The sequence below is a fragment of the Clostridium vincentii genome (genome assembly GCF_002995745.1).
GTDB classification, from domain to species: domain Bacteria; phylum Bacillota; class Clostridia; order Clostridiales; family Clostridiaceae; genus Clostridium; species Clostridium vincentii.
Genome location: NZ_PVXQ01000018.1, coordinates 21,542 through 43,668, shown reverse-complemented (window position 1 = coordinate 43,668; position 22,127 = coordinate 21,542). Strand labels below are relative to the sequence as shown.

Sequence of the window (22,127 nt, the reverse complement as noted above, 5' to 3'; positions counted from 1 at the left end):
CCTCTTATGATTAGTGCTTAAAGTGTCTAAGTCCAGTGAACACCATAGCAATTCCATGTTCATTACAAGCATCTATGGATTCTTGATCTCTCATAGAACCACCTGGTTGGATTATTGCTTTGATTCCAGCCTTAGCAGCTTTATCTACAACGTCTCTAAATGGGAAGAATGCATCTGATGCAAGAATTGTAGCTCCCACACCTCTTTTTAAAGCATCTTCTGTTGGCCAAATTCTATTAACTTGACCTCCACCAATTCCTAAAGCAACTTCATCTTTAGCTACAACAATAGCATTAGATTTAACATACTTAACAACCTTCATACCAAATAATAAATCCTTCATTTCTTTCTCAGTTGGAGCTTTTGTAGTTACAACCTTGATTTCATCTATTAATTTATCATCCTGTTCTTGAACTAAAAAACCACCATCAACAGTAACCATAGCTTTCTTATCTTGAGGTGTTGCATTAACCTTTAATACTCTTAGGTTTTTCTTAGCTTTTAGCACTTCTATTGCATCATCATCATACTCTGGTGCTGCAATAACTTCTAAGAAAATCTTAGCCATTTCCTGTGCAGTTTCCTTGTCAACCTTTCTATTAAAAGCAACAACTCCACCAAATATTGAAGTGGGATCAACCTTATAAGCCTTCATATAAGCTTCATAAGCATTTTCTCCAACAGCTACTCCACATGGAGTATTATGCTTTAAAGCACAACATGCTGGTTCTTCAAATTCATTAGCACATTTCCATGCTATATCCATGTCCTTAAAATTATTATAAGATAATTCCTTACCATTTAATACATCAAAGTTATTCATAGCCCCATCTACCATTGTTGATGAGTAGAATGCTGCACTTTGATGTGAATTTTCTCCATATCTTAAACTTTGTTTCTTCTTAAAAGAAACTGAAAGATACTCAGGATATTCTTCATCAGCTAGTAAGAAATTAGAAATAGCTCCATCATAGGCACTCATAAGATTAAATACCTTACCAGCTAATTTTTTCTTAGTCTTTAATTGAACTTCACCAGAATTCATTTCATCCATAACTACTTTATAGTCCTCTTTGTCTGAGATAACTACAACATCTTGAAAGTTCTTAGCTGCAGCTCTTAGCATTGTTGGACCACCAATATCTATAAATTCAACTTTTTCTTCAAAGCCTAAATCTTCCTTTACCTTATCAAAAAAAGGATAAAGATTAACTACAACATAGTCAATTGTGTGTATATCTCTCTTTTTTAGTGTATCCATATGTTCTTTATTATCTCTAATTGCAAGTATTCCAGCATGTATAAGTGGATGAAGAGTTTTAACTCTTCCATCTAACATTTCTGGAAAGTCTGTAACTTCGTTAACCTCAATTACATCTACTCCATTTTCTTTTAAATGCTTATATGTTCCACCTGTTGAAATAATTTCAATATTTTTAGATACTAGGAATTTTGCAAAGTCTAAAACTCCCTCTTTATCAAATACACTAATTAAAGCTCTTTTCTTCAAAACAAAGGCCTCCTCTTATTCTTCTATCTTTACTCTATTATCTATAATTTTAACTTTTTTCTCTAAAATCAACTTAATGGCTTTTGGCAATATTTTATGTTCTTCTTCCAATATTCTTTTTTGAAGACTTTCTGCATTATCTTCAAAATAAACTGGTACAACTTCCTGAAGAATAATAGCTCCACCATCAACCTCATTATTTACAAAGTGCACTGTGCAGCCTGAAAATCTAACTCCTTTTTCAATGGCAGCAGCATGTACTTTAAGTCCATACATTCCATCCCCACAAAAGGACGGAATTAAAGCTGGATGGATATTAATCATCTTGTTACTAAATCTATTTAACAACTCTCCATTAAGTATTGAAAGACAACCTGCTAAAACTATTAAATCAACTTTACCTTCAGTTAATTCTAATATCTTGTTTGATTGTTCTGCCCCAAATTCTTTTTTGCTAACTACATGATAGTTTATACCATGTTTCTTAGCTCTATCAATTGCAAAAGCCCCTTCTTTACTACTTATTAGCATTTCAATTTTACAGTTCAATTTTCCACTTTCCACTGCATCAATTATAGATTGAAAGTCTGTTCCCCCACCGGAAACAAGCACTGCTATTTTAAACAAACACCTTCACCCCCAGAGGTTACATATCCTATTTCATAAGATTTCTCTCCCATTTCTAAAAGAGCCTTTCTAATAGAATCTGAATCCTCTTTTTTAACACATAGAACAAATCCTATTCCCATGTTAAAAGTGTTATACATATGATCCTTATCCACCCCAAGTTCAACCATTTTATCAAAGATTGATGGTACTGGATAACTTGTCTTTTTAATTACAGCCGTAAGTTCTCGACCATTAAACATTCTTGGTGCATTTTCAATAAATCCACCACCTGTGATATGTGACATTCCTCTAATTTCAAAGTTTTCCATAATCTTAAGTACAGGCTTAACATATATCTTTGTTGGAACTATTAAGTTTTTCCAAACTTCTTGTCCTTCAAATTCCATATCAAGGTCTGTAAATAATTTTCTAACAAGTGAAAAACCATTAGAGTGAAGTCCTGAAGACGCGATACCAATTAGTTTATCTCCTACTTCAATCTTAGATCCATCAATTATTTTATCTTTATCAGCAATCCCTACTGCAAAACCTGCCATATCGTAGTCTCCTACATTATAAAAGCCTGGCATTTCAGCAGTTTCTCCGCCAACAAGAGCACAATCAGATTGAACACAACCTTCTGCTACTCCCTTAACTAAATCTGATGCAACTTCAGCTTCAAGCTTTCCACAAGCTATATAATCTAAGAAAAATAAAGGTTTAGCACCATGACAAAGTATGTCATTAACACACATTGCAACACAATCAATACCTACTGTATCAAACTTTTTCTTTTTGCAAGCTATATCAAGTTTAGTTCCAACACCATCAGTACCTGAAACTAAAACTGGTTTCTTATACCCTTCTGGAAGCTCTACCATTCCTGCAAAGCTACCTAATCCATTTAAAACATATTTGCTCATAGTTCTCGCAGCGTACTCTTTAATAAGCTTAACTGACTTGTAACCTTCTTCTATATTAACTCCTGATTCTTTATAAGTTATCATTTATAAACCCTACCTTTCAAGATGATCTTTTGAAGTTTCTATTGGTGTTGCCACTGGATAAGTACCGTTAAAGCATCCTATACAGAATCCTTCTTTACCTTCGAAGCATTTATACATTCCATCAATACTTAAGTATCCTAAAGAATCTGCTCCAATCATATCGCCTATTTGTTGAATTGAATAATTAGCTCCAACTAACTCACTTCTATATGGAGTATCTATTCCAAAGTAACAAGGGTATTTAACAACTGGTGATGCAACTAAGAAATGAACTTCCTTAGCTCCTGCACGTCTCAACGCTTCAACTAAATGCCTTGAAGTTGTTCCCCTAACTATTGAATCATCAATTAATATTATTCTTTTTCCTTCTACATTAACCTTAAGAGGGTTAAGTTTAACAGATACAGCCTTCTCTCTAATTTCCTGTGAAGGAGCTAGGAAGGTTCTTCCTACATATCTGTTCTTTACAAAACCTATACCATAAGGAATTCCTGAAGCCTCTGCATATCCTATTGCTGATGGTATTCCTGAATCAGGCACTGCAACAACTAAATCTGCCTCTATTTTATGTTCCTTATATAATTGTGATCCAGACTTAACTCTTGTAGTGTAAACATCAAGTCCATCAATCATTGAATCAGGTCTAGCAAAATAAATGTACTCAAATGAACAAGTTTTACAGCCTGCATTCTCTGAATATTGAAAAGATTTAACTCCTTCTCCATCTATAATAACCATTTCTCCTGGTTTAACATCACGAACAAATTCAGCGCCTACAGCATCAAGAGCACAACTCTCAGAAGCTAAAATATAAGCATCATCAACTTTTCCAATACAAAGTGGTCTAATTCCATTAGGGTCTCTAGCTCCAATTAGCTTATCCTTAGTTGCAATAACCATGGCAAAGCTACCTCGAATAGCTTGCATTGCATCAATTATTGCATTTTCTATTCCCTTTTTAGCTGCTCTTGCAATAAGTGTTGCTATAACTTCTGAGTCTATTGAAGTATGGAAAATATGTCCTCCATCCTCTAAAAGTTCTCGTATAACTTCTGCATTAACAAGATTTCCATTATGAGCTAAAGAAATAGTTCCAAGCTTTGAATTAGCAAGTAAAGGTTGGGAGTTTTCAACTGTATTGGCTCCTGTTGTTGAATATCTAACGTGTCCAATAGCCACATGTCCTTTAAGCTTTTCTAAGTCGTACTTTGAAAAAGCTTCTGTAATTAATCCTAAACCTTTATGTACTTCTACAGTTTCACCATTTCCTACTGCAATACCGGCACTTTCTTGTCCTCTATGTTGAAGAGCATATAGACCATAATAAGTCATACCTGCTACATCTAATGGTGAATTAGAGTAAACTCCAAAAACACCACATTCATCTTTAAATTTATCAAGACTTGGATCTAATATCAAATTAAAATCTGCATTTGTCATTGTATACTATACTCCTTTAATTCTGTTTAATATTTCTTTATACGCATCTTCAACGTTACCCATATTTCTTCTAAATCTATCCTTGTCTAGCTTTTCTCCTGTAGTTGCATCCCAGAATCTACATGTATCTGGTGAAATTTCATCAGCTAGAATTATTTCTCCACTTGGTAACTTACCAAATTCAATCTTAAAATCAATTAAGTTTATATTTAACTTCAAGAAAAATTCTTTAAGTAAATCATTTATTGTAGCAGTCATATCATAAAGAACCTTTAATTCTTCAAAAGTTGCTGCACCAATTGCTACTGCATGAGTATCATTTATTAATGGATCGCCTAGAGAATCGTCTTTATAAGATAATTCAAATACTGTAGTCTTTAGAGCAAATCCTTCTTCAAGTCCTAATCTCTTAGCCATTGACCCAGCTGCTACATTTCTAACTATAACTTCTAAAGGTACAATTACAACCTTCTTGCAAAGTTGTTCTCTTTCATTTATCTTCTTAATAAAGTGAGTCTTAATTCCTTTTTCATTAAGCATTTCAAATATCATAGTAGTAATTGCGTTATTTAAAACACCCTTATTACCTATTTGAGCTTTCTTTTCTCCATTAAACGCTGTTGCATCATCCTTATAGTAAACTATAACCTGATCCTCTTTAGCTGTGCTATAAACTCTCTTCGCTTTTCCTTCATATAACATTTCTAGTTTTTCCATTATAGTTCCACTCCTTCACCGTTTTCTTCTATAAATCTTTTTTTCATATTAGCTCTTGCCTCAAGTAATTTTGTTTTAATAACATTATCTTGAATAGATAACATTTGTACTGCAAGCATTCCTGCATTGTAGCTATTGTTTATTCCAACAGTTGCAACTGGAATTGCCTTTGGCATTTGTACTATTGAAAGTAATGCATCCATTCCTCCAAGAGCCGCCTTAACAGGCACTCCTATTACAGGAAGTATTGTTTGTGATGCTATAACACCTGGTAGATGAGCAGCAAGTCCTGCTCCTGCAATTATAACTTGACAACCGTCGTTTTCTACTTGTTTAATAGTTTCCTCAAGTTTTTCAGGAACTCTATGAGCTGATAATATGAACGCTTTATATTCAACGCCATATTCCTTAAGAGCATTTGCAGCTCCCCTCATTACATCTATGTCTGATTTACTTCCAAAAAATATTGCTACTTTCATAAAAGACCTCCAATTTATTTAAAATAATTAACTCCTGCTTTAAATATCCTTTGATCAAAGTTTCCTGGTATATTTCTATATAAGTCGTCACCAACTCTTTCTGAATGACCCATTTTACCTAATATTCTTCCATCTGGGCTTGTAATCCCTTCTATTCCAATCATAGAACCATTTGGATTATATGGCATGTTTATTGAAACATTTCCCTCTAAATCAACATATTGAGTAGCGATTTGTCCGTTTTTCTCTAATTCTTTAATTAAACTTTCAGAGGCAACAAATCTTCCTTCGCCATGAGATATTGGGATTGTATGAATGTCGTTAACTTCAACTTCACTAAACCATGGAGATTTAGTTGAAGAAATTTTAGTTCTAACCATTGAAGACATATGTCTATTAATATTGTTATAAGTTAAAGTAGCCATATCTTCATCAATATCTCTAATTTCACCATAAGGCACAAGTCCTAATTTAATAAGAGCTTGGAAGCCGTTACAAATTCCTAGTATTAATCCATCTCTATTATTTAACAGATCCATTACTGCAGCCTTAATTTTTTCATTCCTAAATACGGTAGCAATAAATTTACCTGATCCATCTGGTTCATCTCCAGCTGAGAATCCTCCTGGAAGCATGATAATTTGTGCACTCCTAATTTCAGCTTCTAGTTTATCAATAGATTCTGCTAAAATTTCCTTATTTAAGTTTCTTAAAATAACCTGTGAAACCTCTGCGCCTTCCTTTAAGAATGCTTTAGTACAATCATCTTCACAGTTAGTTCCAGGGAATACTGGAATAACTACCTTAGGTTTTGATATCTTAACTCTTGGAGATGCCATCTTTGTCTTTGGACATTCCTTATTGTCTTTAGTACAAAGAGCTGTTTGGTCTTTTTCATCCTTGTCTGCGGTCTTTATCTTAAAGACACTACTTAACTTCTTTTCTAATTTTTCATCAAGGTCTTCTATCTCAAATTCTAAATCAAAGTCTTTTGATTTAATCTTTTTCTCTGCTAAAGTTTTTCCTACAATCTTAAATGTACATTCTTTAAAGTCTGATTCAATATTTACATCTTGATTAACTTCAAGTAGTATACTACCGTAGTTTAACCCAAATAACTCTTCCTTATTAAGGTTATTAAATTCAGCTCCAATTCTATTACCTAAAGTCATCTTAGTAATAGCCTCCGAAACTCCTCCAAACTTAATCGATGATGCTGAAATTACTTTCTTATCTCCAATTAAAGTATATAAAGTTTCTAAGTTCTTCTTAAACTTATCCATATCTATTGTTCCATCTTCAAGAGTGCAAGTTGTAAGTAATACTAACTTATTCTCTGGCATCTTAAATTCTGGTGAAATAACTCTATTTGCTTTTTCATATCCTACTGCAAATGAAATCAAACTTGGTGGAACATCAATATCTCCAAAACTTCCAGACATTGAATCCTTACCACCAATAGCTGCAATTCCTAAGTCCATTTGTGCTTTGTAAGCTCCAAGTAATGCTGCAAATGGTTTACCCCATCTTGATTCATCTGTACCAAGTTTTTCGAAATACTCTTGGAATGTTAGTCTAACTTTTCTGTAATCTCCACCCATAGCTGCCATTTTTGTAACAGATTCTACTACTGAGTAAAATGCCATATGGTAGGGACTCCAAGTTCCAAGGTTAGGATTAAATCCAAATGTCATTAATGAAGCATCTTTACTCTCTCCGTAGAAAACAGGAATTTTTCCTGCCATACCTTCTGCAGGAGTTTTTGCATACTTACCACCAAAAGGCATAAGAACTGATCCTGTACCTATGCTAGAGTCAAATCTTTCAACTAGTCCCTTTTGAGATGCAATATTTAACTCTTGTAAATTTTCAATCCATTTGGCTTTAACATCAACATCACCTACTGCATAAGGATAAGCCCCTGGTGCAACAACTTTAATATTAGTTTTTTGAGTAGCTCCATTTGTATCAAGGAAACTTCTCTTTATATCAACAATATTCTTATTTCTCCAGAACAATCTAAGTCTTTCTGTATCAGTAACTTGAGCAACTATAACTGCTTCAAGGTTTTCTTCGCTTGCAAGTTGAATAAATCTTTCAGCTTTGCTCTTCTCAACAACAACTGCCATTCTTTCTTGAGACTCAGAAACTGAAAGTTCTGTTCCATCTAGTCCTTCATACTTTTTAGGAACCTTATCTAAATTAATATCAAGGCCTCTGCAAAGTTCTCCAATAGCGACTGAAACTCCACCAGCACCAAAATCATTACATCTTTTAATCATCTGAGATGCTTCTTTATTTCTAAATAATCTTTGAATCTTTCTCTCTGTTGGAGGATTACCCTTTTGAACCTCTGCTCCACATTGAGTAATAGAATCTACATTATGTTCCTTTGATGAACCTGTTGCTCCACCAACTCCGTCACGACCAGTTCTTCCACCAAGTAAAATAATTTGATCTCCAACACTTGGTTCTTCACGAACTACATTTTCCTTTGGAGCTGCTGCAATAACAGCACCTACTTCCATTCTTTTTGCAACGTAGTTTGGATGATAAATTTCAGAAACTTGACCGGTTGCAAGACCTATTTGGTTACCATATGAGCTATATCCATGAGCGGCACCTAAAGTTATAGTTCTTTGTGGTAATTTTCCCTTTAAAGTTTCTTCAACTGGAACTGTAGGATCTGCAGCCCCTGTAACTCTCATTGCTTGGTATACAAATGTTCTACCAGAGAGTGGATCACGAATTGAACCACCAAGACAAGTTGCTGCCCCACCAAAAGGTTCAATTTCTGTTGGGTGATTATGTGTTTCATTTTTAAACATTAATAGATACTCTTTTATTCCCTTATCAGTTTCTACATTAATGTTTATTGAACAAGCATTAATTTCATCAGAAACATCAAGGTCATCAAGCATTCCTTTTTTTCTAAGTTCTTTAACTGAAATAATTGCTAGATCCATTAAAGTCATATCTCTATCTGTTTTTCCATAAATATACTCTCTTGACTTTATGTATGCTTCATAACTTTTTTTAATTGGTGTTGTGAATTTATTTGTATCTATTGTTACTTCTTGAATTGAAGTTGAGAAAGTTGTATGTCTACAGTGATCTGACCAATAAGTATCAATAACTTTTATTTCAGTAATACTTGGATCTCTGTTTTCACTCTTGAAGTAATCTCGAATCATAACAAGGTCAGCAATACTCATTGCAAGTCCTTGTTCTTTATGAAATTCCCCTAAAGATTTAACATCTTTTACTGTAAACCCATCTAAGATTTGTACGTCATCAGGTGTGTCCATAGTAGCTTGAAGTTCTCTGTTATCTATTTCTACTTCTCTAGAATCTACTGGATTTATATAATAGCTTTTAACCTTAGCTATATCTTCCTTGGATAAATGTCCTCTTAATATAATTATCTTTGATGATTTAACATCCACTCTATCTTCTGCTGTTAAAAGCTGAAAACATTCCGCTGCCGAACTAGCTCTTTGGTCATATTGACCAGGTAAGTATTCAACCCCAAATGCTATATCTCCATCCTGTAGTGGTAATTCTTCTTCATAAACCTTATCTACAGTTAATTCTGAAAAAATTGTATGTAAAGCTTTTTTGTAATAACTCTCTGAAACTTTTCCCAGAGTATACTTGTTTACTACTCTAACTCCCTCTAAATTCTCCATTCTTAAATTGCTCTTAAAATCATTTAGTAAGCTCTTTGCCTCAACGTCAAAACCTTTTTTCTTTTCAACGAATACGCATTTGATATTGAACATTTAAATACCTCCAAACATAATTGTCGATTCCATGAATATAACTTAATAAATTGTATTTTATTTTTCCATTTTCTAAAGTAAGTTTACCATGTAAGATTATATAATGTCAATATTATTAGGTTTATTTTATGTTAATATTCGTATATAGGCATATTATATCTCTTTTTCATTGCAATATAATTCGCTATCAGGAAATTTTATCTATACTTCAAAATTATTTTAATATAATCTATATTATATTATTGACATTTTTATTATCTCTTGTATACTTTATATAGTGAAGTTTAATATAAGATAACTTAGAGTTTACTATTAGTAAACTTTTATAGATTTTTTACCAAATAATTTAATTATGAAGGGGGTCTTTTTTTGAAGCTTGAACAATTAGGAAGACATATACTTGTAGAATTTTATAACTGTGACTGTGATATTCTTGGAGATCATAAAATAATTGAAGAATACCTATGTGAAGCTGCCAGAATTTCAAACGCTACTATAGTAACAAGTTGTTTTCACAAATTTAATCCTTGGGGAGTAAGTGGTGCCGTAATAATACAAGAATCACATTTAACTATTCACACTTGGCCAGAATATGGCTATGCCTCTGTAGACTTGTTCACCTGTGGTGACTCGGTTAATCCTTGGGTAGGTTTTAATTATTTAGAAAAAGTGCTTAAATCAGAACGAAGTGAATCTACTGAGATTGCTCGAGGAATGATTGAGAAAATAAGAAATTTTTCTCATAAAGATCTTAATAAAATTACCCATAAACCAATGTAGTAATTAAATTTTAGGAGGAATTAAAATGGAATTATGGTATACAGAAGTTCAAACAGATAATGTAAAATTTTCAATGAGGGTTAAAGAAACACTTTTTACAAAAAAGAGTGAATTTCAACAAATAGATATATTAGATACTTATGACTTTGGAAAAGTTCTAGTAATAGATGGCTGGACAATGATAACAGAAAAAGATGAGTTCATATATCATGAAATGATAACTCACGTGCCTTTAACAGTTAATACAAATATTAAGAATGTTTTAGTTATAGGTGCTGGAGATGGTGGAACAGTTCGAGAACTTCTTAGATTTCCATCAATAGAACATATTGATATGGTTGAACTTGATGAAGAAGTTGTTCTAGCTTCCGAAAAATTCTTACCTTTCACATCTTGCAAGTTAAGAGATCCTAAAGTAAAACTTTATTTCCAAGATGGAATTAAGTTTGTTGAAGGTTTAGAAAATAAGTATGACCTTATTATAGTTGACTCTACAGATCCTATTGGTCCTGGTGAAGGCTTATTTACTTTAGATTTTTATAAAAATTGTTATAAAGCATTAACTGAAAATGGAATTCTTGTTAATCAAGGAGAAAGTCCTTACTATGATATGAATAAGAAGGAAATGCAAAGAGCTAATAAAAAGTTAAAGGAAATTTTTCCTATATGTGAGGTTTATCAATACATGATTCCAACCTACCCATCAGGTCATTGGTTCTTTGGATTTGCTTCCAAAACTCTTCATCCTGTTACGGATTATAATGAAGAATATTATAAAAGCCTTAACCTTGAAGATCAATACTATAATGAAGAAATACACAAAGCAGCCTTTGCACTACCTAACTATGTAAAAAATTTATTAAAGGAATAACAAAGAAGCAGGACAAATCCTATAGGACTGTCCTGCTTTTATATTTTATTCTCATATCATCTATAAAAATAATTTCCCATCAACTCTCTTATCAAATCCACTCCAAGTTCCCGGCTCAACACCTTCACTAACTATTGCAAGTTTATTCATATTAGCATCTACATAATCTGCATAATGAACTACATGTGCTTCTTGAGTTTTTGGTGCAACTGGTGAACCATATTCAACCTTACCATGATGTTCTACAATAATTGCTTTAATTCTTTCCTTAAATTCCTCAGAGTAAGCATCTGGATTTTCTGCAAATGCCTTTTCAACCATAACTATTCCCATAACTATGTGACCCTGCAAACTTCCCTTCAATGTATACGAAAAAGGTGCATCATAAACCATTTCATAAACTTTACCTATATCATGAATTTTTGCTCCCAGGATTGCAATTTCTTTATATCTAATATCATATTTATAAGCTAAATACTTACTTAACGTCATAACTCCTAAAGTATGTTCAGCAAGACCCCCTCGATAATTATGATGATTAAATACTCCTCCTATCCCACATTTGAATTTTTCAACAAAATGCTCATTTGAAAAGAAATAATTATCTAATTGCTTAGCCTCACTTGAGACTATTTCTTCCATGGATAAAAGTTCAATTTCCTTCATAATATCTTCAATTGGTCTCTGAACAGAGGGTAAAAATTCGTTAATATCATATTCTTCAACGAATTGAAAGCTACTTGGTTTAAAAGGTTCTGAGAAATTACCCTTTGCTAAAATAACCTTTCCAACTTCAAGCTTTACTCCATCTGTTTTTATAAAACATTTAATTTCCATATCCTTATCTCCGGCATAAATCGAAGTTAAAAGTCCACGACCCACTAACACTTTATTTATCATTAATGGAATTTCTACCTTTTCTCCCCACTTACAGTCCTTTAATCTTTCTATTTTCATATATTACACCGCCTTATAAACATTTTAACATAAATATCTATTTTCATTGTAACCAAGCGTAATATATTTATGCTTATAACCATAAATATCTAAAAAAATCCCTTTGGCCAACTGTAAATTAGCCAAAGGGAGAGGATTCTTACTATTCAATTCTTATTTTCTTGAATTTTCAAAACTTGGTGCTGTTGGATCAGGTGCATCAAAATATAACTTAGAATCTTCAGTTATACCAAAATCCTTATTAGTCATTCTACACTGTGCTTTTAGATTTGTTAAATGAATTCATTAGTTGCTCTGACGGTGCGCTATATGGCGATACCCATTCACGGTTTACAGCTAGTTCTGTTAATGCTGAGTGTCCACCTATTATTTGAGTTAAGCTAGCTGAATATATTGCTTTTAATTCAGGTGTAGAACTTGTCAAAGTTGCTGCTAGATATGCATCTGCTGCACTTTTCGCTGCTCCAATCATATTTCCAGCGATTACTTCATCATTAATATCTGTAGTATTTTTTACAATATTATTCATTATTGTTCCCATATTATTTCATCCCTCCTGTAACTCTATTTTCATTAATAAATTGTTGTGTTGCTTTTATTCTTCCCTCGGCTGCTAAAACTCCAGTTTCTGCTTGTCTTTTTAATTCTTCATCACTAATTAGATTTTTCATAACTTTTGCCACCGCTAATCCGTCATTTTCCATACTTAGTAAACCTGTTAAGGATAATAATTCACCCTCTGAAAGTTTTCTCATATTAACACCTCCAAATTCATAAAATTTTATTGCATTTTATTATGTGTATTCGCAGAAAATATTAGTCATTAAATCCACAATTTTTACAGCTTCAAATAACTACAATATGTAGTACTAGTATTGAATAAATTAAGCTTTATTTGAGAATGATAAATATATAATCGAGGAGGTGGTATCAATGGCAAAGCATGAACAAAACAATAACAATCAAAATAAGAACAATAACGATAGCAAAAATAATACTAAAAAAACTAACAATAATAATACCTACAAGTAATTTATTATTCAAATATTTTATAAAAAAAGAACAAATCTACTCTTAATTCTAAAAGTGGCAATAAACTCAGTACTAAACTGAGTTTATTGCCCTTTTTATTACACAAAGGAAAAGAACACCCATATTATCTATTCTCAGATTCAAGTTTGCTTGTTATTATATCTATAATAGGTTCATATTTTTCAAAGAACATAACAACAGTATCTCCAGGGCGTGCTAAATCTAAGGCATTTTTAAATGCTTCCGCCTCATTTAAAACTATTTTAATATTGCTGCTGTTAAGTTTGGATTTTAGAATCCCCTTTTCTACAAGGCGAGACGAATCCCCCTTACATCTACCTCTACTATTTTCATTTTCTTTTATGAAAATATAGTCAAAATTTTCTCCCGCACATGTGCCCATATCCACTATGCGCCTATCTAATCTATCTCCGGGTGATCCAATAACGCCTATAAGCTTGTTGTGTTTCATAGTTTTAAGCGCATCAAACACGCCTTTATAACCTTCTATATTATGTCCATAGTCTAATATTACCTTCACATTATTTATTAAATACATATTAAATCTTCCTGGATTTTGCTCTTCACTGCAGTAGAATGACTTTAACCCTTCCCTAATAATATCAAAGTCTATTCCTATTCCTACTGCAGCAGCGCAGGCTGCCATAGCATTTTCAACGTTATATTTCAAAATACCTTCAAGTGTTATTCCTATACTTTTTACGTCTATTAGTTTCTCAAGCTCTGCGTTACTTTGTATTACTAAAACGCCTTCATCTACATAAATTCCATAACCACCATTTTTAATGTTATTTTGCATAACTTTATTGTCTTTATTATTAGAAAAAATTATAAGCTTGCTCTTTAGTCTAGGAATTATACTTAAACTCATATTGTCATCCCCATTGATAACTACATATCCATCTTCTTTAACTGCCTCACCAACTAGAGACTTAACTTTTGCCATATCTTCTATAGTTTTTATTTCATCAATTCCAATATGATCTTCAGTTATATTTGTGATAACAGCAATATCTGCAAGGTCATATGCTAATCCTTCTCTTATCATTCCTCCTCTTGCAGTTTCAAGTACTGCTGCATCTATATCCTTATTCATAAGGACAGTTAAAGCACTTTTAGGACCTGTGGTATCACCCTTTAATACACATTTTCCATCAATGTAAATTCCACCAGTTGTTGTCATTCCAACAGTGTATCCTGCAATTGATAGTATGTGGGCAATTAATCTTGTTGTAGTTGTTTTACCATTAGTTCCTGTCACAGATATTAATGGAATATGTTTCGATATATTTTTAAATAAATTATCAACTATATGACCCGCTACATTACGACGGGTTCCAATATATGGATTAATATGCATCCTAATACCAGGTGCAGCATTTAACTCAATGATTACTCCACCTTCATTTAGAGGTTTACTTATATCTTTGCACATAACATCTATTCCGCAAATATCTAATCCAACAGCATTTGAAGCTCTCTTGCATATTTCTATGTTCTCATCACATATTAAATCTGTACAATCTATTGCAAATCCACCTGTAGACAAATTAGCATTATCTTTTAAATTTAGTTTTTCTTTTTCAGGGAGAATATAACATAATGAATATTTTCTTTGTTTTAAATGCTCTATAAGGCATTCATCTATTTTAATTTTAGTTAATTCCTTTTCATGCCCTTTGCCTCGTCTTGAATCTTCATTAATATTAGCTATAAGCTTTTCAATAGAACTTATTCCATCACCTATAACATATGGGGCTATTTTTTCTGATACTGCAACCACTTCTCCATAAACACAACATACTCTATAGTCCCTTCCACTTATGCACTTTTCTATTATTATATCTTTAAAGTCTTTAGCTAGAAGTTCATATGAACTCCTTAATTGCATCTCATCTTTTATGTTTGCAATAACACCTTTTCCTTGATTCCCAAACTGAGGCTTAAGAACTACGGGATAACCAATCTCCTTTGCACGTGAATTAGCTTCTATCATATCTCCCACTTTCATACCTTTGGCTATAGGTAAACAATGTAAACTTAATACTTGCTTAGTGAGTAATTTATCCTGTGCAATATTAACAGCTATGGCACTTGTATCACTACCAACTGTTGCTTGTATAATTTTGGAGTACTTTCCATAACCTAATTGAAACATACTATTTTCACCTATTCTAATAATAGGAATTCCTCTTTTTTTTGCCTCATTACAAATATTAAGCGTACTTACCCCTAATAGCTCACTTAATAATATTTCTTTTAATCTATTTAATCTTAATTCTAAATCGAATTCCTCCCTATTTATTAATGAATTAATTATATCTGCTGCAATATTTGCGGCTTCTATTCCTGTATTCTTATATTCGTATCGATAAATAACGTAATACTTATCTCCAAATATTTCACGTGATTTTCCATAACTTATTTCTACACCAATCATATTGTGAAGTGCTATTATAATATGTTCAGTAATATGTGCTAAATAAGTTCCCTCAGTAAGTCTCTTTATAAACCCCCGATCTTCATCTATTCCGCATCTATGTTTGTTAAGCTCGGGCAACATATAGATCAATTTTTCATTAAAATCTTGGATTTCTTTACTAGGAATTTCACAATATCCCTCTAAGTCTAAATTAAGTCTTATACACTTTTTATGCGAATATATATTTCTCCCATTAAATACTCTAATCTTAAGAATTTTCATGTATTTTTTCCTCCCTAATAGTGTATTAGCCATCCATATTATAAGCTGCTTAACTAATATTTTTACCCTTAGGTAATTATTTATCCATGCTTATCTTTTCATACTTACCCTTCATTTTCCTATTAGGATTAAGATCTATAAATCTTCTTTTTATTATTGGCTATCTTTTAAATCAATGTTTAAAATGGGTATTTAATGGGAAAATAGAGATTTAATATGTAATATTTTGTATATATGTTATAATAATAATTGCAAAAAACTATACTCTAATAAACAATAGTAAATTATTGTTCAATAAATTTAAGCAAAATAAAGGGAGGCGATATGATTGGATGATAACAGTCAAAAACATATTTATGACAAGACAAACATCAGTACGAAAGCACATTTTATTGTAAAATACATTTTTTACGGCCTTCTATTTGGGGGATACTGGTATATTATATTTGAAATTTCACAAAAAGGTATAGTAGGAACCTTATTGGCATTAGCTATGTCAATAATATCATTTTTTCACAGAGATATTATTGACCCTGTTAAGACAAACAAAAATGAATTAGGTAAATATACAAATATAATTGGACAGGTCATTAGTATTATAACTATAACATTTCTATGGTTTTATATTTCTAATTTCTAAATGGATTGAAGTAATAATATTATCAAAATTTTTATTAGACTTAGCATACGTTAAAATATAATTTTTTCTTCGTAATTTTATTTAGCATTTTATATTTTATAAAAGAAAAAAGGCTAACCTTTCAGTTAGCCTTAAAAGTATTATGCCTATTAATTTTAGATTCAAACTCTACTGACACTCACTAAGCAATTTTGATTAACAAAGACAACTTCCTTTCAACAAGCACCCCTTCCTTAGTTGGATAATCATATTTCATACTTTCTTCAATACATTCACTTACAAAATTATGAGCGTAAATAGCGCTTTCATAAAGATTTGTCTCTCTCAACATTTCTCCAATAAGAACAGACGTAAAGATGTCTCCAGTTCCAGGATAAGAAGTGTTTTTTCTCTCCTTATAAATAAGCTTAAGCTCATGTTCTTCATAAATAGCCATTCCAATAAGGCTACTGTACTCAGATGGAACACTAGTTATTACTATACTGCTAGCTCCAAGCTTCACTAATTTTCCACAAATACTCTTAATCTTTTCTTCAGTACAGCTATCTTCATATTCCACTCCAGCAAGTAAGCTTGCCTCTGTAAAGTTTGGAGTTATTATTGTACTAAAAGGAATTATCCCCTTAATCTTTTCAACATAATCATCATTAAAATTAGAATAACACTTTCCATTATCCCCAAATATAGGATCTACTATAATATTAATAGCACTTTGAGCTTTTATAAATTCTATTGAAGCTTCTATATTCTCCTCAGTCCCTAAATATCCTATAAATAATGAGTGGAATTCTATTTCATTCTTTTCATAATGTTTACTACACCTATCAATATAACCTGGTAGTTTCACTACTTCAGGAGGTCCAAAGCCTCCGGTGTGCGTAGATAATAACATAGTAGGAATCGGACAAGCCTCAATTCCCATTACACTAAGTACAGGCATTATATTTGTTAACGCTGCCTTACCTACTCCACATAAATCATGTATTACGGCTACTCTTTTCACTGGTTTCATAATTTCCTCTCTCCTTTAAGCTTCTGTAAATACTCCCTTTGTAAATCTTTGCGTTGCCGTTTTAACTGCTAAAGCTAAAGGAATCGCAATAACTAGTCCAATAGCTGTAGTTACTGAAGAAGTTATTACGCTTGCTACAGCACCTTCCCAACCATAAAATATCAACCAGTTAAATCCAAAATATCCTACTAAAGATACAAGTTCTCCAGACACAAAGGCTATAATGTTGAATACTTGATTCCTACCTTCACGTCCATTACAAAAGGCGATCTTACCTGTAACATACCCCGTAAGTCCCTTTACTAATAAAGTTGGTATAACCCAAACTGCATAGCCAGGTGATAAAAGGTCAAATAATGCACACCCAATTGCTGCAGGAATTGCTGCTTCCTTCCCGATTAAAATTGCTACTATAAATATCATTGTAGTTCCTAAATGAACCATAGATGTTGCTCCACCAATAGGTACTGGAATATGTAACCATGTCCCTAAAAAACATAATGCTGTAAATAATGCCATTAATACTAATCTTTTTGTTTTCATTTTTAATCCCCCTAAATCTTCATATTGTTATAATATGGGGAATTATCCATTTGTCAAATGTGTCGGTACGTTAGCATGTACATTCCTTTTGTGCCATTTTCATAGAAAGCACTAAAGATATAACTCCAAATATAGCCAAAATAGCTGGAGTTATTGGCAATTTAAAGGGTAAAAATGAAAATACAATTTGTTCTAAGCCAAAAAACATTATAATTATAACTATTACAGCCACAGACAAAGTGCTTCTTGCTGCTTTGCATTTCATTCCAAAGGATAAAGGTATCAACCCTATAAGAGAAAAACAAACATCATTATAAACGTACCTTATAAACATGTCTGCACTCTCCACACTAGTTGGCCCTTGATTAATGAAAGCAAATATATAAGCTAAAAAAGTTGAACCTACAGCCGTAAAAAATTGTCCAAATACTAATCCTAGAAAAGTTAACAAAACAACTGAAAAAGCTTTTATTCTTATAACCCTTTTTTTATCCACGGGACATAAAAAAATAATATCCATAGTGTTATTATTATACTCATTTATTATTATTTTATTTATAAGAAAGGCCGCTACCAGCATCATCATACACCTTATTATTGTGTCACATAGCCCAAAAGCTCCATCATAAGAAAATAAAATACTTTGTTCACTTAAACCTTTATCAATATCTATTTGCAGACGATAATATATATATAATGCATAAAATAGAATAATTAAATTAAAGCCTAAAATTATGATAATATACCTTTTTAACTTTGCTTTCTCAATTTCTATCTTTAGAAACTTAAACATAGGTTAGTCCTCCTTCAATATTATCAAGAAAATATTCTTCAAGCTTTCTTTCCTTTTTACTGAAGGAGTCAATGCTAATACCTTCTTTAATTAACAAATCAATAATTTCATTATGATTTCTTTCAATATCATATAGTCTAAGAGTATTTTCATCAAAGACCCTATAATCAGTTATATTTAATTTTCCCTCTAAAATATAGGATGTTCTAGTTACATCACTACATATTATTTCAATGAATTCCCTATTTTCATATGTAATCTCACTTTTTGTAATTTCCTTTAAAATCCTTCCTTTATTCAAAAAACCTATTCGGTCTGCAACAACTTCAAGTGCATCTAACATATGACTCGAAATTAAAATAGCTGTTTCTCCCTCTCTTTTTAGTTTTAAAATAAGATCTAATAAATCTTTGATTTTTATGGGGTCTAATCCATTTGTAGGCTCGTCCAATATTAAAAGTTTTGGTTTATTAAGTAAAGCCCTAGCAATTGCAAGTCTCATCTTCATTCCTAAAGATAATTCTGTAATCTTTTTATCTAAAATTCCTTGAAGATTAACCAAAGTCTTTACATAAGCTATACTGCTATTTATATCTAAATTCCTATACTCACAAACTATTTCAAGGTTTCTTTTTGCAGTGAACTCTTCATAAAATGTTGGAGCACCAATGCTTGCACCTATATACTCGAAAATCTTATGTGAGTTTGCCTCCAATTTTTTGCCTAATATAAAGATTTCTCCCTTTGAAGGCCTTTCCAAGTTAGTGATAAGTCTCATTAAGGTGCTTTTGCCAGCTCCATTCACCCCCACTAACCCATATACTTCACCCTTATCTATTTGCAACTCCAAGCAATTTATTATATTTTTATGATTAAAGTCCTTACATATCCCATTAACTTTAAGTACCTTACACATTTTGCACTCTCCTAAACATAATTATATAAATCATAACATAACATGTAAAAATTACCTACTTAATCTTCTTTTTTGCATAAAAAAAGTTATTAATCTATATAGATTAATAACTTATTTCTTTAATTTAATTTTTTTCAAAGATAAGGCCTTCTTTTAAGAGACCCTTATCCATTGAAAAAATCTTATCTGCAACTTTTTTAGCAAACTCCATATCATGAGTTATAATAAGCATTGCCATCCCATCTTTACCTAAAGTTTTAATTAGCTTTGCTAACCCATCAGTAAGGCTTGGATCCAGCGCTGAAGTTGGTTCATCAAAACACATAAGTTTCGGATCTAAGGCTAAAGCTCTACCAATTGCAACCCTTTGCTTTTGACCTCCAGATAGTTCAAATGGATAGCTATCATTCTTATCCTCAAGACCTAAAAATCCAAGAATTTCATTAGCTTTTTTTATAGCTAGTTCCTTATCTACTCCTAAAACCTTTTGAGGAGCCTCAATTATATTTTCAAGAACACTCATATGAGGGAATAAATTATAGCTTTGAAAAACCAAACCTATATTTTTCCGTATACTCTTAAGATCGTTTTTATCAGCATATTTCCCATTACTGCAAAGGCTTTCTCCATTGATTATAATATTTCCGTCATCAGCTTTTTCTAAAGCATTTACACATCTAAGTAAAGTTGTTTTACCCCCACCAGAAGGTCCTACAACAACTAAAATTTCCCCTGGATTTATATTTAAATCTACACCTTTTAGAACTTCTGTTTTTCCAAAGCTCTTTTTTAACCCTGTTACCTTTAACATACCTTCTTCCCCCTACTCATAATAGTTGTACTTTTCTTCGATCTTTGAAAGCACCTTTGTAAATATGGCAATAAGCAGTAAATATATAATACCAACTAGTACCAAAGGTAACAAAGAAGAAAGTTTATTAGCTGCAATTTTACCAGCTTTAAGTAGTTCGTCTAGTCCAACTGCATATATAAGTGACGTATCCTTAACCAAGGTTATTATCTCATTTGCAACAGGTGGTAATATCCTCTTAAATGCCTGGGGTAAAATAATTCTAAGAAAGGTGTCCCTACTTGACAAGCCCAAAACCGCCGCCCCTTCATATTGACCTTTATCTATAGAAAGTATTCCACCTCTAAATATTTCAGCAAAATATGCAGCATAATTAAGTACAAATGCAACTACTGCTGCTAGGAATCTATTTTCTATATTTACTCCGATTATGGGAAGTCCAAAAAATATGAAAATAATCTGTAATAACAAGGGTGTTCCTCTCATTACAAGAACGTAGATCCCTGTTATTGTTTTTATTATTTTAACCTTTGAAATTCTACCTAAAGAAACAATTATTCCAAGGGGTATTGATACAACTAGTGTAAATACGAATACCTTAAGTGTCATAATAAGTCCTTCTAATAGTTGTGGCATTAATTCTAAACTTGTACTCATTAGGGTTTATCCTCCATCTTTTACTTTTACTTTTACTTTTGTATTATATCTTCACCAAACCATTTGATAGCGATCTCTGATGCAATTCCATCTTCAACAACTTCATCATAAGCATTATTTAATGCATCAACTAATTCAGTATCATCTTTTCTCATTCCAACAGCATATTCTTCTGTGCCAAAGTCATCTTCTAATATTTTATATTTATCAGCACCCTTAAGGTTAATATAATATCTAACTAAAATTTCATCTGCTACTACTGCATCACTTCTACCAGCCTCTAAATCTCTTAATGCATCATCATTAGTAGGTAGCGTAACTAATTCTTTAAAGTTACTTTTGTAATCTCCAATAGCCTCAACCGAACTTGATTGATCCTGTGCTACTACGGTTTTTCCTTTTAAATCTTCTTTTGTCTTAATACTTGAATCAGCTAAAGTTATAATAACTTGTCTATTCTTTAAATAAGCCTTTGAGAAATCTACAACTTCTTTTCTCTCATCAGTTACTGAAAAACCATTCCAAATAAAATCTATATTTCCATTATTAAGTTCTGTTTCCTTCATAGTCCAATCAATTGGTTGAAAAGTAATTTCCTTATCAAGTTTTTTAGCAACTTCTTTCGCAAGTTCAATATCAAAACCTGTATAAGAACCATCATCATCCTTAAATCCCATTGGAACAAATGTGTCATCAAAACCTAATACTAAAGTATCCTTATCCATAGTACTTGATTCCTTATCAGTTGTGCCACACGCTACCATACCAACTGCTAATACCCCTATCATTGATAATATTAAACCTTTTTTAAATAAACTTTTAATCTTCATATTATTCTCCCCTTCC

At 32.0% G+C, this 22,127-nt stretch carries 21 protein-coding genes and 1 pseudogene; 3 read left to right on the top strand and 19 right to left on the bottom strand.

Annotated features, from left to right (window positions below; translation table 11 throughout):
- Nucleotides 1-10 precede the first annotated feature (10 nt).
- The 7 genes from purH to CLVI_RS09420 are packed head-to-tail and all read right to left on the bottom strand — an operon-like array spanning nucleotide 11 to nucleotide 9,544.
- Nucleotides 11-1,510, bottom strand: a complete 1,500-nt coding sequence (purH, locus tag CLVI_RS09450) for a bifunctional phosphoribosylaminoimidazolecarboxamide formyltransferase/IMP cyclohydrolase (RefSeq protein WP_106059885.1) — start codon at nucleotides 1,508-1,510, stop codon at nucleotides 11-13.
- A 15-nt stretch (nucleotides 1,511-1,525) separates the two neighbouring features.
- Entirely contained in the window at nucleotides 1,526-2,137 is a 612-nt protein-coding gene (gene purN, locus CLVI_RS09445; RefSeq protein ID WP_106059884.1) for a phosphoribosylglycinamide formyltransferase, read from the bottom strand.
- Complete coding sequence (gene purM, locus CLVI_RS09440; RefSeq protein WP_106059883.1) at nucleotides 2,125-3,126, bottom strand: phosphoribosylformylglycinamidine cyclo-ligase; 1,002 nt, start codon at nucleotides 3,124-3,126, stop codon at nucleotides 2,125-2,127. Before purM ends, purN begins: the two co-directional genes overlap by 13 nt.
- 9 nt (nucleotides 3,127-3,135) lie before the next feature.
- Nucleotides 3,136-4,566, bottom strand: a complete 1,431-nt coding sequence (purF, locus tag CLVI_RS09435) for an amidophosphoribosyltransferase (RefSeq protein ID WP_106059882.1) — start codon at nucleotides 4,564-4,566, stop codon at nucleotides 3,136-3,138.
- Between the two features lie 6 nt (nucleotides 4,567-4,572).
- Nucleotides 4,573-5,283: a phosphoribosylaminoimidazolesuccinocarboxamide synthase gene (gene purC, locus CLVI_RS09430; RefSeq protein ID WP_106059881.1), complete on the bottom strand. Its 711-nt coding sequence runs from the start codon at nucleotides 5,281-5,283 to the stop codon at nucleotides 4,573-4,575.
- A complete protein-coding gene (gene purE / locus CLVI_RS09425; RefSeq protein ID WP_106059880.1) occupies nucleotides 5,283-5,762 on the bottom strand; it encodes a 5-(carboxyamino)imidazole ribonucleotide mutase in 480 nt (159 codons plus the stop codon). The genes purC and purE overlap by 1 nt, the downstream gene beginning before the upstream one ends.
- Nucleotides 5,763-5,776: 14 nt before the next feature.
- Nucleotides 5,777-9,544, bottom strand: coding sequence for a phosphoribosylformylglycinamidine synthase (locus CLVI_RS09420; RefSeq protein WP_106059879.1), 3,768 nt, complete (start codon nucleotides 9,542-9,544; stop codon nucleotides 5,777-5,779).
- Nucleotides 9,545-9,913: 369 nt separating this feature from the next.
- Between CLVI_RS09420 and speD the strand changes: the two genes are divergently transcribed.
- Nucleotides 9,914-10,324 carry an adenosylmethionine decarboxylase gene (gene speD / locus CLVI_RS09415; protein WP_106059878.1) on the top strand — a complete coding sequence of 137 codons (411 nt, stop codon included), beginning with the start codon at nucleotides 9,914-9,916 and terminating at the stop codon, nucleotides 10,322-10,324.
- Between the two features lie 25 nt (nucleotides 10,325-10,349).
- Entirely contained in the window at nucleotides 10,350-11,195 is an 846-nt protein-coding gene (speE, locus tag CLVI_RS09410) for a polyamine aminopropyltransferase (protein WP_106059877.1), read from the top strand.
- A 60-nt stretch (nucleotides 11,196-11,255) separates the two neighbouring features.
- Here the strand turns inward: speE and CLVI_RS09405 are convergent, their stop codons facing one another.
- The 5 genes and pseudogenes from CLVI_RS09405 to cphA all read right to left on the bottom strand — a co-directional run bounded on the left by CLVI_RS09405 (nucleotide 11,256) and on the right by cphA (nucleotide 15,909).
- Nucleotides 11,256-12,152 (bottom strand): HD domain-containing protein, encoded by an 897-nt coding sequence (locus CLVI_RS09405; protein ID WP_106059876.1) that lies wholly within the window; start codon nucleotides 12,150-12,152, stop codon nucleotides 11,256-11,258.
- A gap of 153 nt (nucleotides 12,153-12,305) precedes the next feature.
- Nucleotides 12,306-12,398: pseudogene (locus CLVI_RS09400) on the bottom strand (manganese catalase family protein); the annotation flags it as partial.
- 4 nt (nucleotides 12,399-12,402) lie between these two features.
- Complete coding sequence (locus tag CLVI_RS09395; protein WP_106059875.1) at nucleotides 12,403-12,693, bottom strand: spore coat protein; 291 nt, start codon at nucleotides 12,691-12,693, stop codon at nucleotides 12,403-12,405.
- A 1-nt stretch (nucleotide 12,694) separates the two neighbouring features.
- The gene (locus CLVI_RS09390; protein ID WP_106059874.1) at nucleotides 12,695-12,907 is read right to left on the bottom strand and encodes a hypothetical protein; all 213 of its coding nucleotides are present in this window, start codon (nucleotides 12,905-12,907) and stop codon (nucleotides 12,695-12,697) included.
- A 401-nt stretch (nucleotides 12,908-13,308) separates the two neighbouring features.
- Nucleotides 13,309-15,909, bottom strand: a complete 2,601-nt coding sequence (gene cphA, locus CLVI_RS09385; protein ID WP_106059873.1) for a cyanophycin synthetase — start codon at nucleotides 15,907-15,909, stop codon at nucleotides 13,309-13,311.
- Between the two features lie 328 nt (nucleotides 15,910-16,237).
- On the opposite strand from cphA, the gene CLVI_RS09380 reads away from it, so the two are divergent.
- Nucleotides 16,238-16,549, top strand: coding sequence for a hypothetical protein (locus CLVI_RS09380; RefSeq protein ID WP_106059872.1), 312 nt, complete (start codon nucleotides 16,238-16,240; stop codon nucleotides 16,547-16,549).
- A 181-nt stretch (nucleotides 16,550-16,730) separates the two neighbouring features.
- On the opposite strand, the gene CLVI_RS09375 is transcribed toward CLVI_RS09380, so the two are convergent.
- The 7 genes from CLVI_RS09375 to CLVI_RS09345 form a co-directional block, all read right to left on the bottom strand.
- Nucleotides 16,731-17,561 (bottom strand): pyridoxamine kinase, encoded by an 831-nt coding sequence (locus CLVI_RS09375; RefSeq protein WP_242980638.1) that lies wholly within the window; start codon nucleotides 17,559-17,561, stop codon nucleotides 16,731-16,733.
- A gap of 15 nt (nucleotides 17,562-17,576) precedes the next feature.
- Nucleotides 17,577-18,104: an ECF transporter S component gene (locus tag CLVI_RS09370; RefSeq protein ID WP_106059870.1), complete on the bottom strand. Its 528-nt coding sequence runs from the start codon at nucleotides 18,102-18,104 to the stop codon at nucleotides 17,577-17,579.
- 70 nt (nucleotides 18,105-18,174) lie between these two features.
- Nucleotides 18,175-18,897, bottom strand: coding sequence for an ABC transporter permease (locus CLVI_RS09365; protein ID WP_106059869.1), 723 nt, complete (start codon nucleotides 18,895-18,897; stop codon nucleotides 18,175-18,177).
- Entirely contained in the window at nucleotides 18,890-19,813 is a 924-nt protein-coding gene (locus CLVI_RS09360; protein ID WP_106059868.1) for an ABC transporter ATP-binding protein, read from the bottom strand. Before CLVI_RS09360 ends, CLVI_RS09365 begins: the two co-directional genes overlap by 8 nt.
- 124 nt (nucleotides 19,814-19,937) lie before the next feature.
- Nucleotides 19,938-20,624, bottom strand: a complete 687-nt coding sequence (locus CLVI_RS09355; protein ID WP_106059867.1) for an amino acid ABC transporter ATP-binding protein — start codon at nucleotides 20,622-20,624, stop codon at nucleotides 19,938-19,940.
- 12 nt (nucleotides 20,625-20,636) lie between these two features.
- On the bottom strand, nucleotides 20,637-21,281 hold the full coding sequence (locus CLVI_RS09350) for an amino acid ABC transporter permease (protein WP_106059866.1): 645 nt from the start codon (nucleotides 21,279-21,281) through the stop codon (nucleotides 20,637-20,639).
- A gap of 32 nt (nucleotides 21,282-21,313) precedes the next feature.
- Nucleotides 21,314-22,111 (bottom strand): amino acid ABC transporter substrate-binding protein, encoded by a 798-nt coding sequence (locus CLVI_RS09345; protein ID WP_106059865.1) that lies wholly within the window; start codon nucleotides 22,109-22,111, stop codon nucleotides 21,314-21,316.
- Nucleotides 22,112-22,127 lie beyond the last annotated feature (16 nt).

Bases quoted from the DNA above. Each gene is read 5' to 3' on its own strand.
- CLVI_RS09365 (WP_106059869.1), bottom strand. From the start codon at position 18,897: ATGTTTAAGTTTCTAAAGATAGAAATTGAGAAAGCAAAGTTAAAAAGG.
- speE (WP_106059877.1), top strand. From the start codon at position 10,350: ATGGAATTATGGTATACAGAAGTTCAAACAGATAATGTAAAATTTTCA.
- CLVI_RS09360 (WP_106059868.1), bottom strand. From the start codon at position 19,813: ATGTGTAAGGTACTTAAAGTTAATGGGATATGTAAGGACTTTAATCAT.
- CLVI_RS09405 (WP_106059876.1), bottom strand. From the start codon at position 12,152: ATGAAAATAGAAAGATTAAAGGACTGTAAGTGGGGAGAAAAGGTAGAA.
- CLVI_RS09345 (WP_106059865.1), bottom strand. From the start codon at position 22,111: ATGAAGATTAAAAGTTTATTTAAAAAAGGTTTAATATTATCAATGATA.
- CLVI_RS09350 (WP_106059866.1), bottom strand. From the start codon at position 21,281: ATGAGTACAAGTTTAGAATTAATGCCACAACTATTAGAAGGACTTATT.
- purF (WP_106059882.1), bottom strand. From the start codon at position 4,566: ATGACAAATGCAGATTTTAATTTGATATTAGATCCAAGTCTTGATAAA.
- CLVI_RS09370 (WP_106059870.1), bottom strand. From the start codon at position 18,104: ATGAAAACAAAAAGATTAGTATTAATGGCATTATTTACAGCATTATGT.
- purC (WP_106059881.1), bottom strand. From the start codon at position 5,283: ATGGAAAAACTAGAAATGTTATATGAAGGAAAAGCGAAGAGAGTTTAT.
- CLVI_RS09355 (WP_106059867.1), bottom strand. From the start codon at position 20,624: ATGTTAAAGGTAACAGGGTTAAAAAAGAGCTTTGGAAAAACAGAAGTT.
- CLVI_RS09395 (WP_106059875.1), bottom strand. From the start codon at position 12,693: ATGGGAACAATAATGAATAATATTGTAAAAAATACTACAGATATTAAT.
- CLVI_RS09420 (WP_106059879.1), bottom strand. From the start codon at position 9,544: ATGTTCAATATCAAATGCGTATTCGTTGAAAAGAAAAAAGGTTTTGAC.
- CLVI_RS09390 (WP_106059874.1), bottom strand. From the start codon at position 12,907: ATGAGAAAACTTTCAGAGGGTGAATTATTATCCTTAACAGGTTTACTA.
- CLVI_RS09375 (WP_242980638.1), bottom strand. From the start codon at position 17,561: ATGAAACCAGTGAAAAGAGTAGCCGTAATACATGATTTATGTGGAGTA.
- cphA (WP_106059873.1), bottom strand. From the start codon at position 15,909: ATGAAAATTCTTAAGATTAGAGTATTTAATGGGAGAAATATATATTCG.
- purM (WP_106059883.1), bottom strand. From the start codon at position 3,126: ATGATAACTTATAAAGAATCAGGAGTTAATATAGAAGAAGGTTACAAG.
- purE (WP_106059880.1), bottom strand. From the start codon at position 5,762: ATGAAAGTAGCAATATTTTTTGGAAGTAAATCAGACATAGATGTAATG.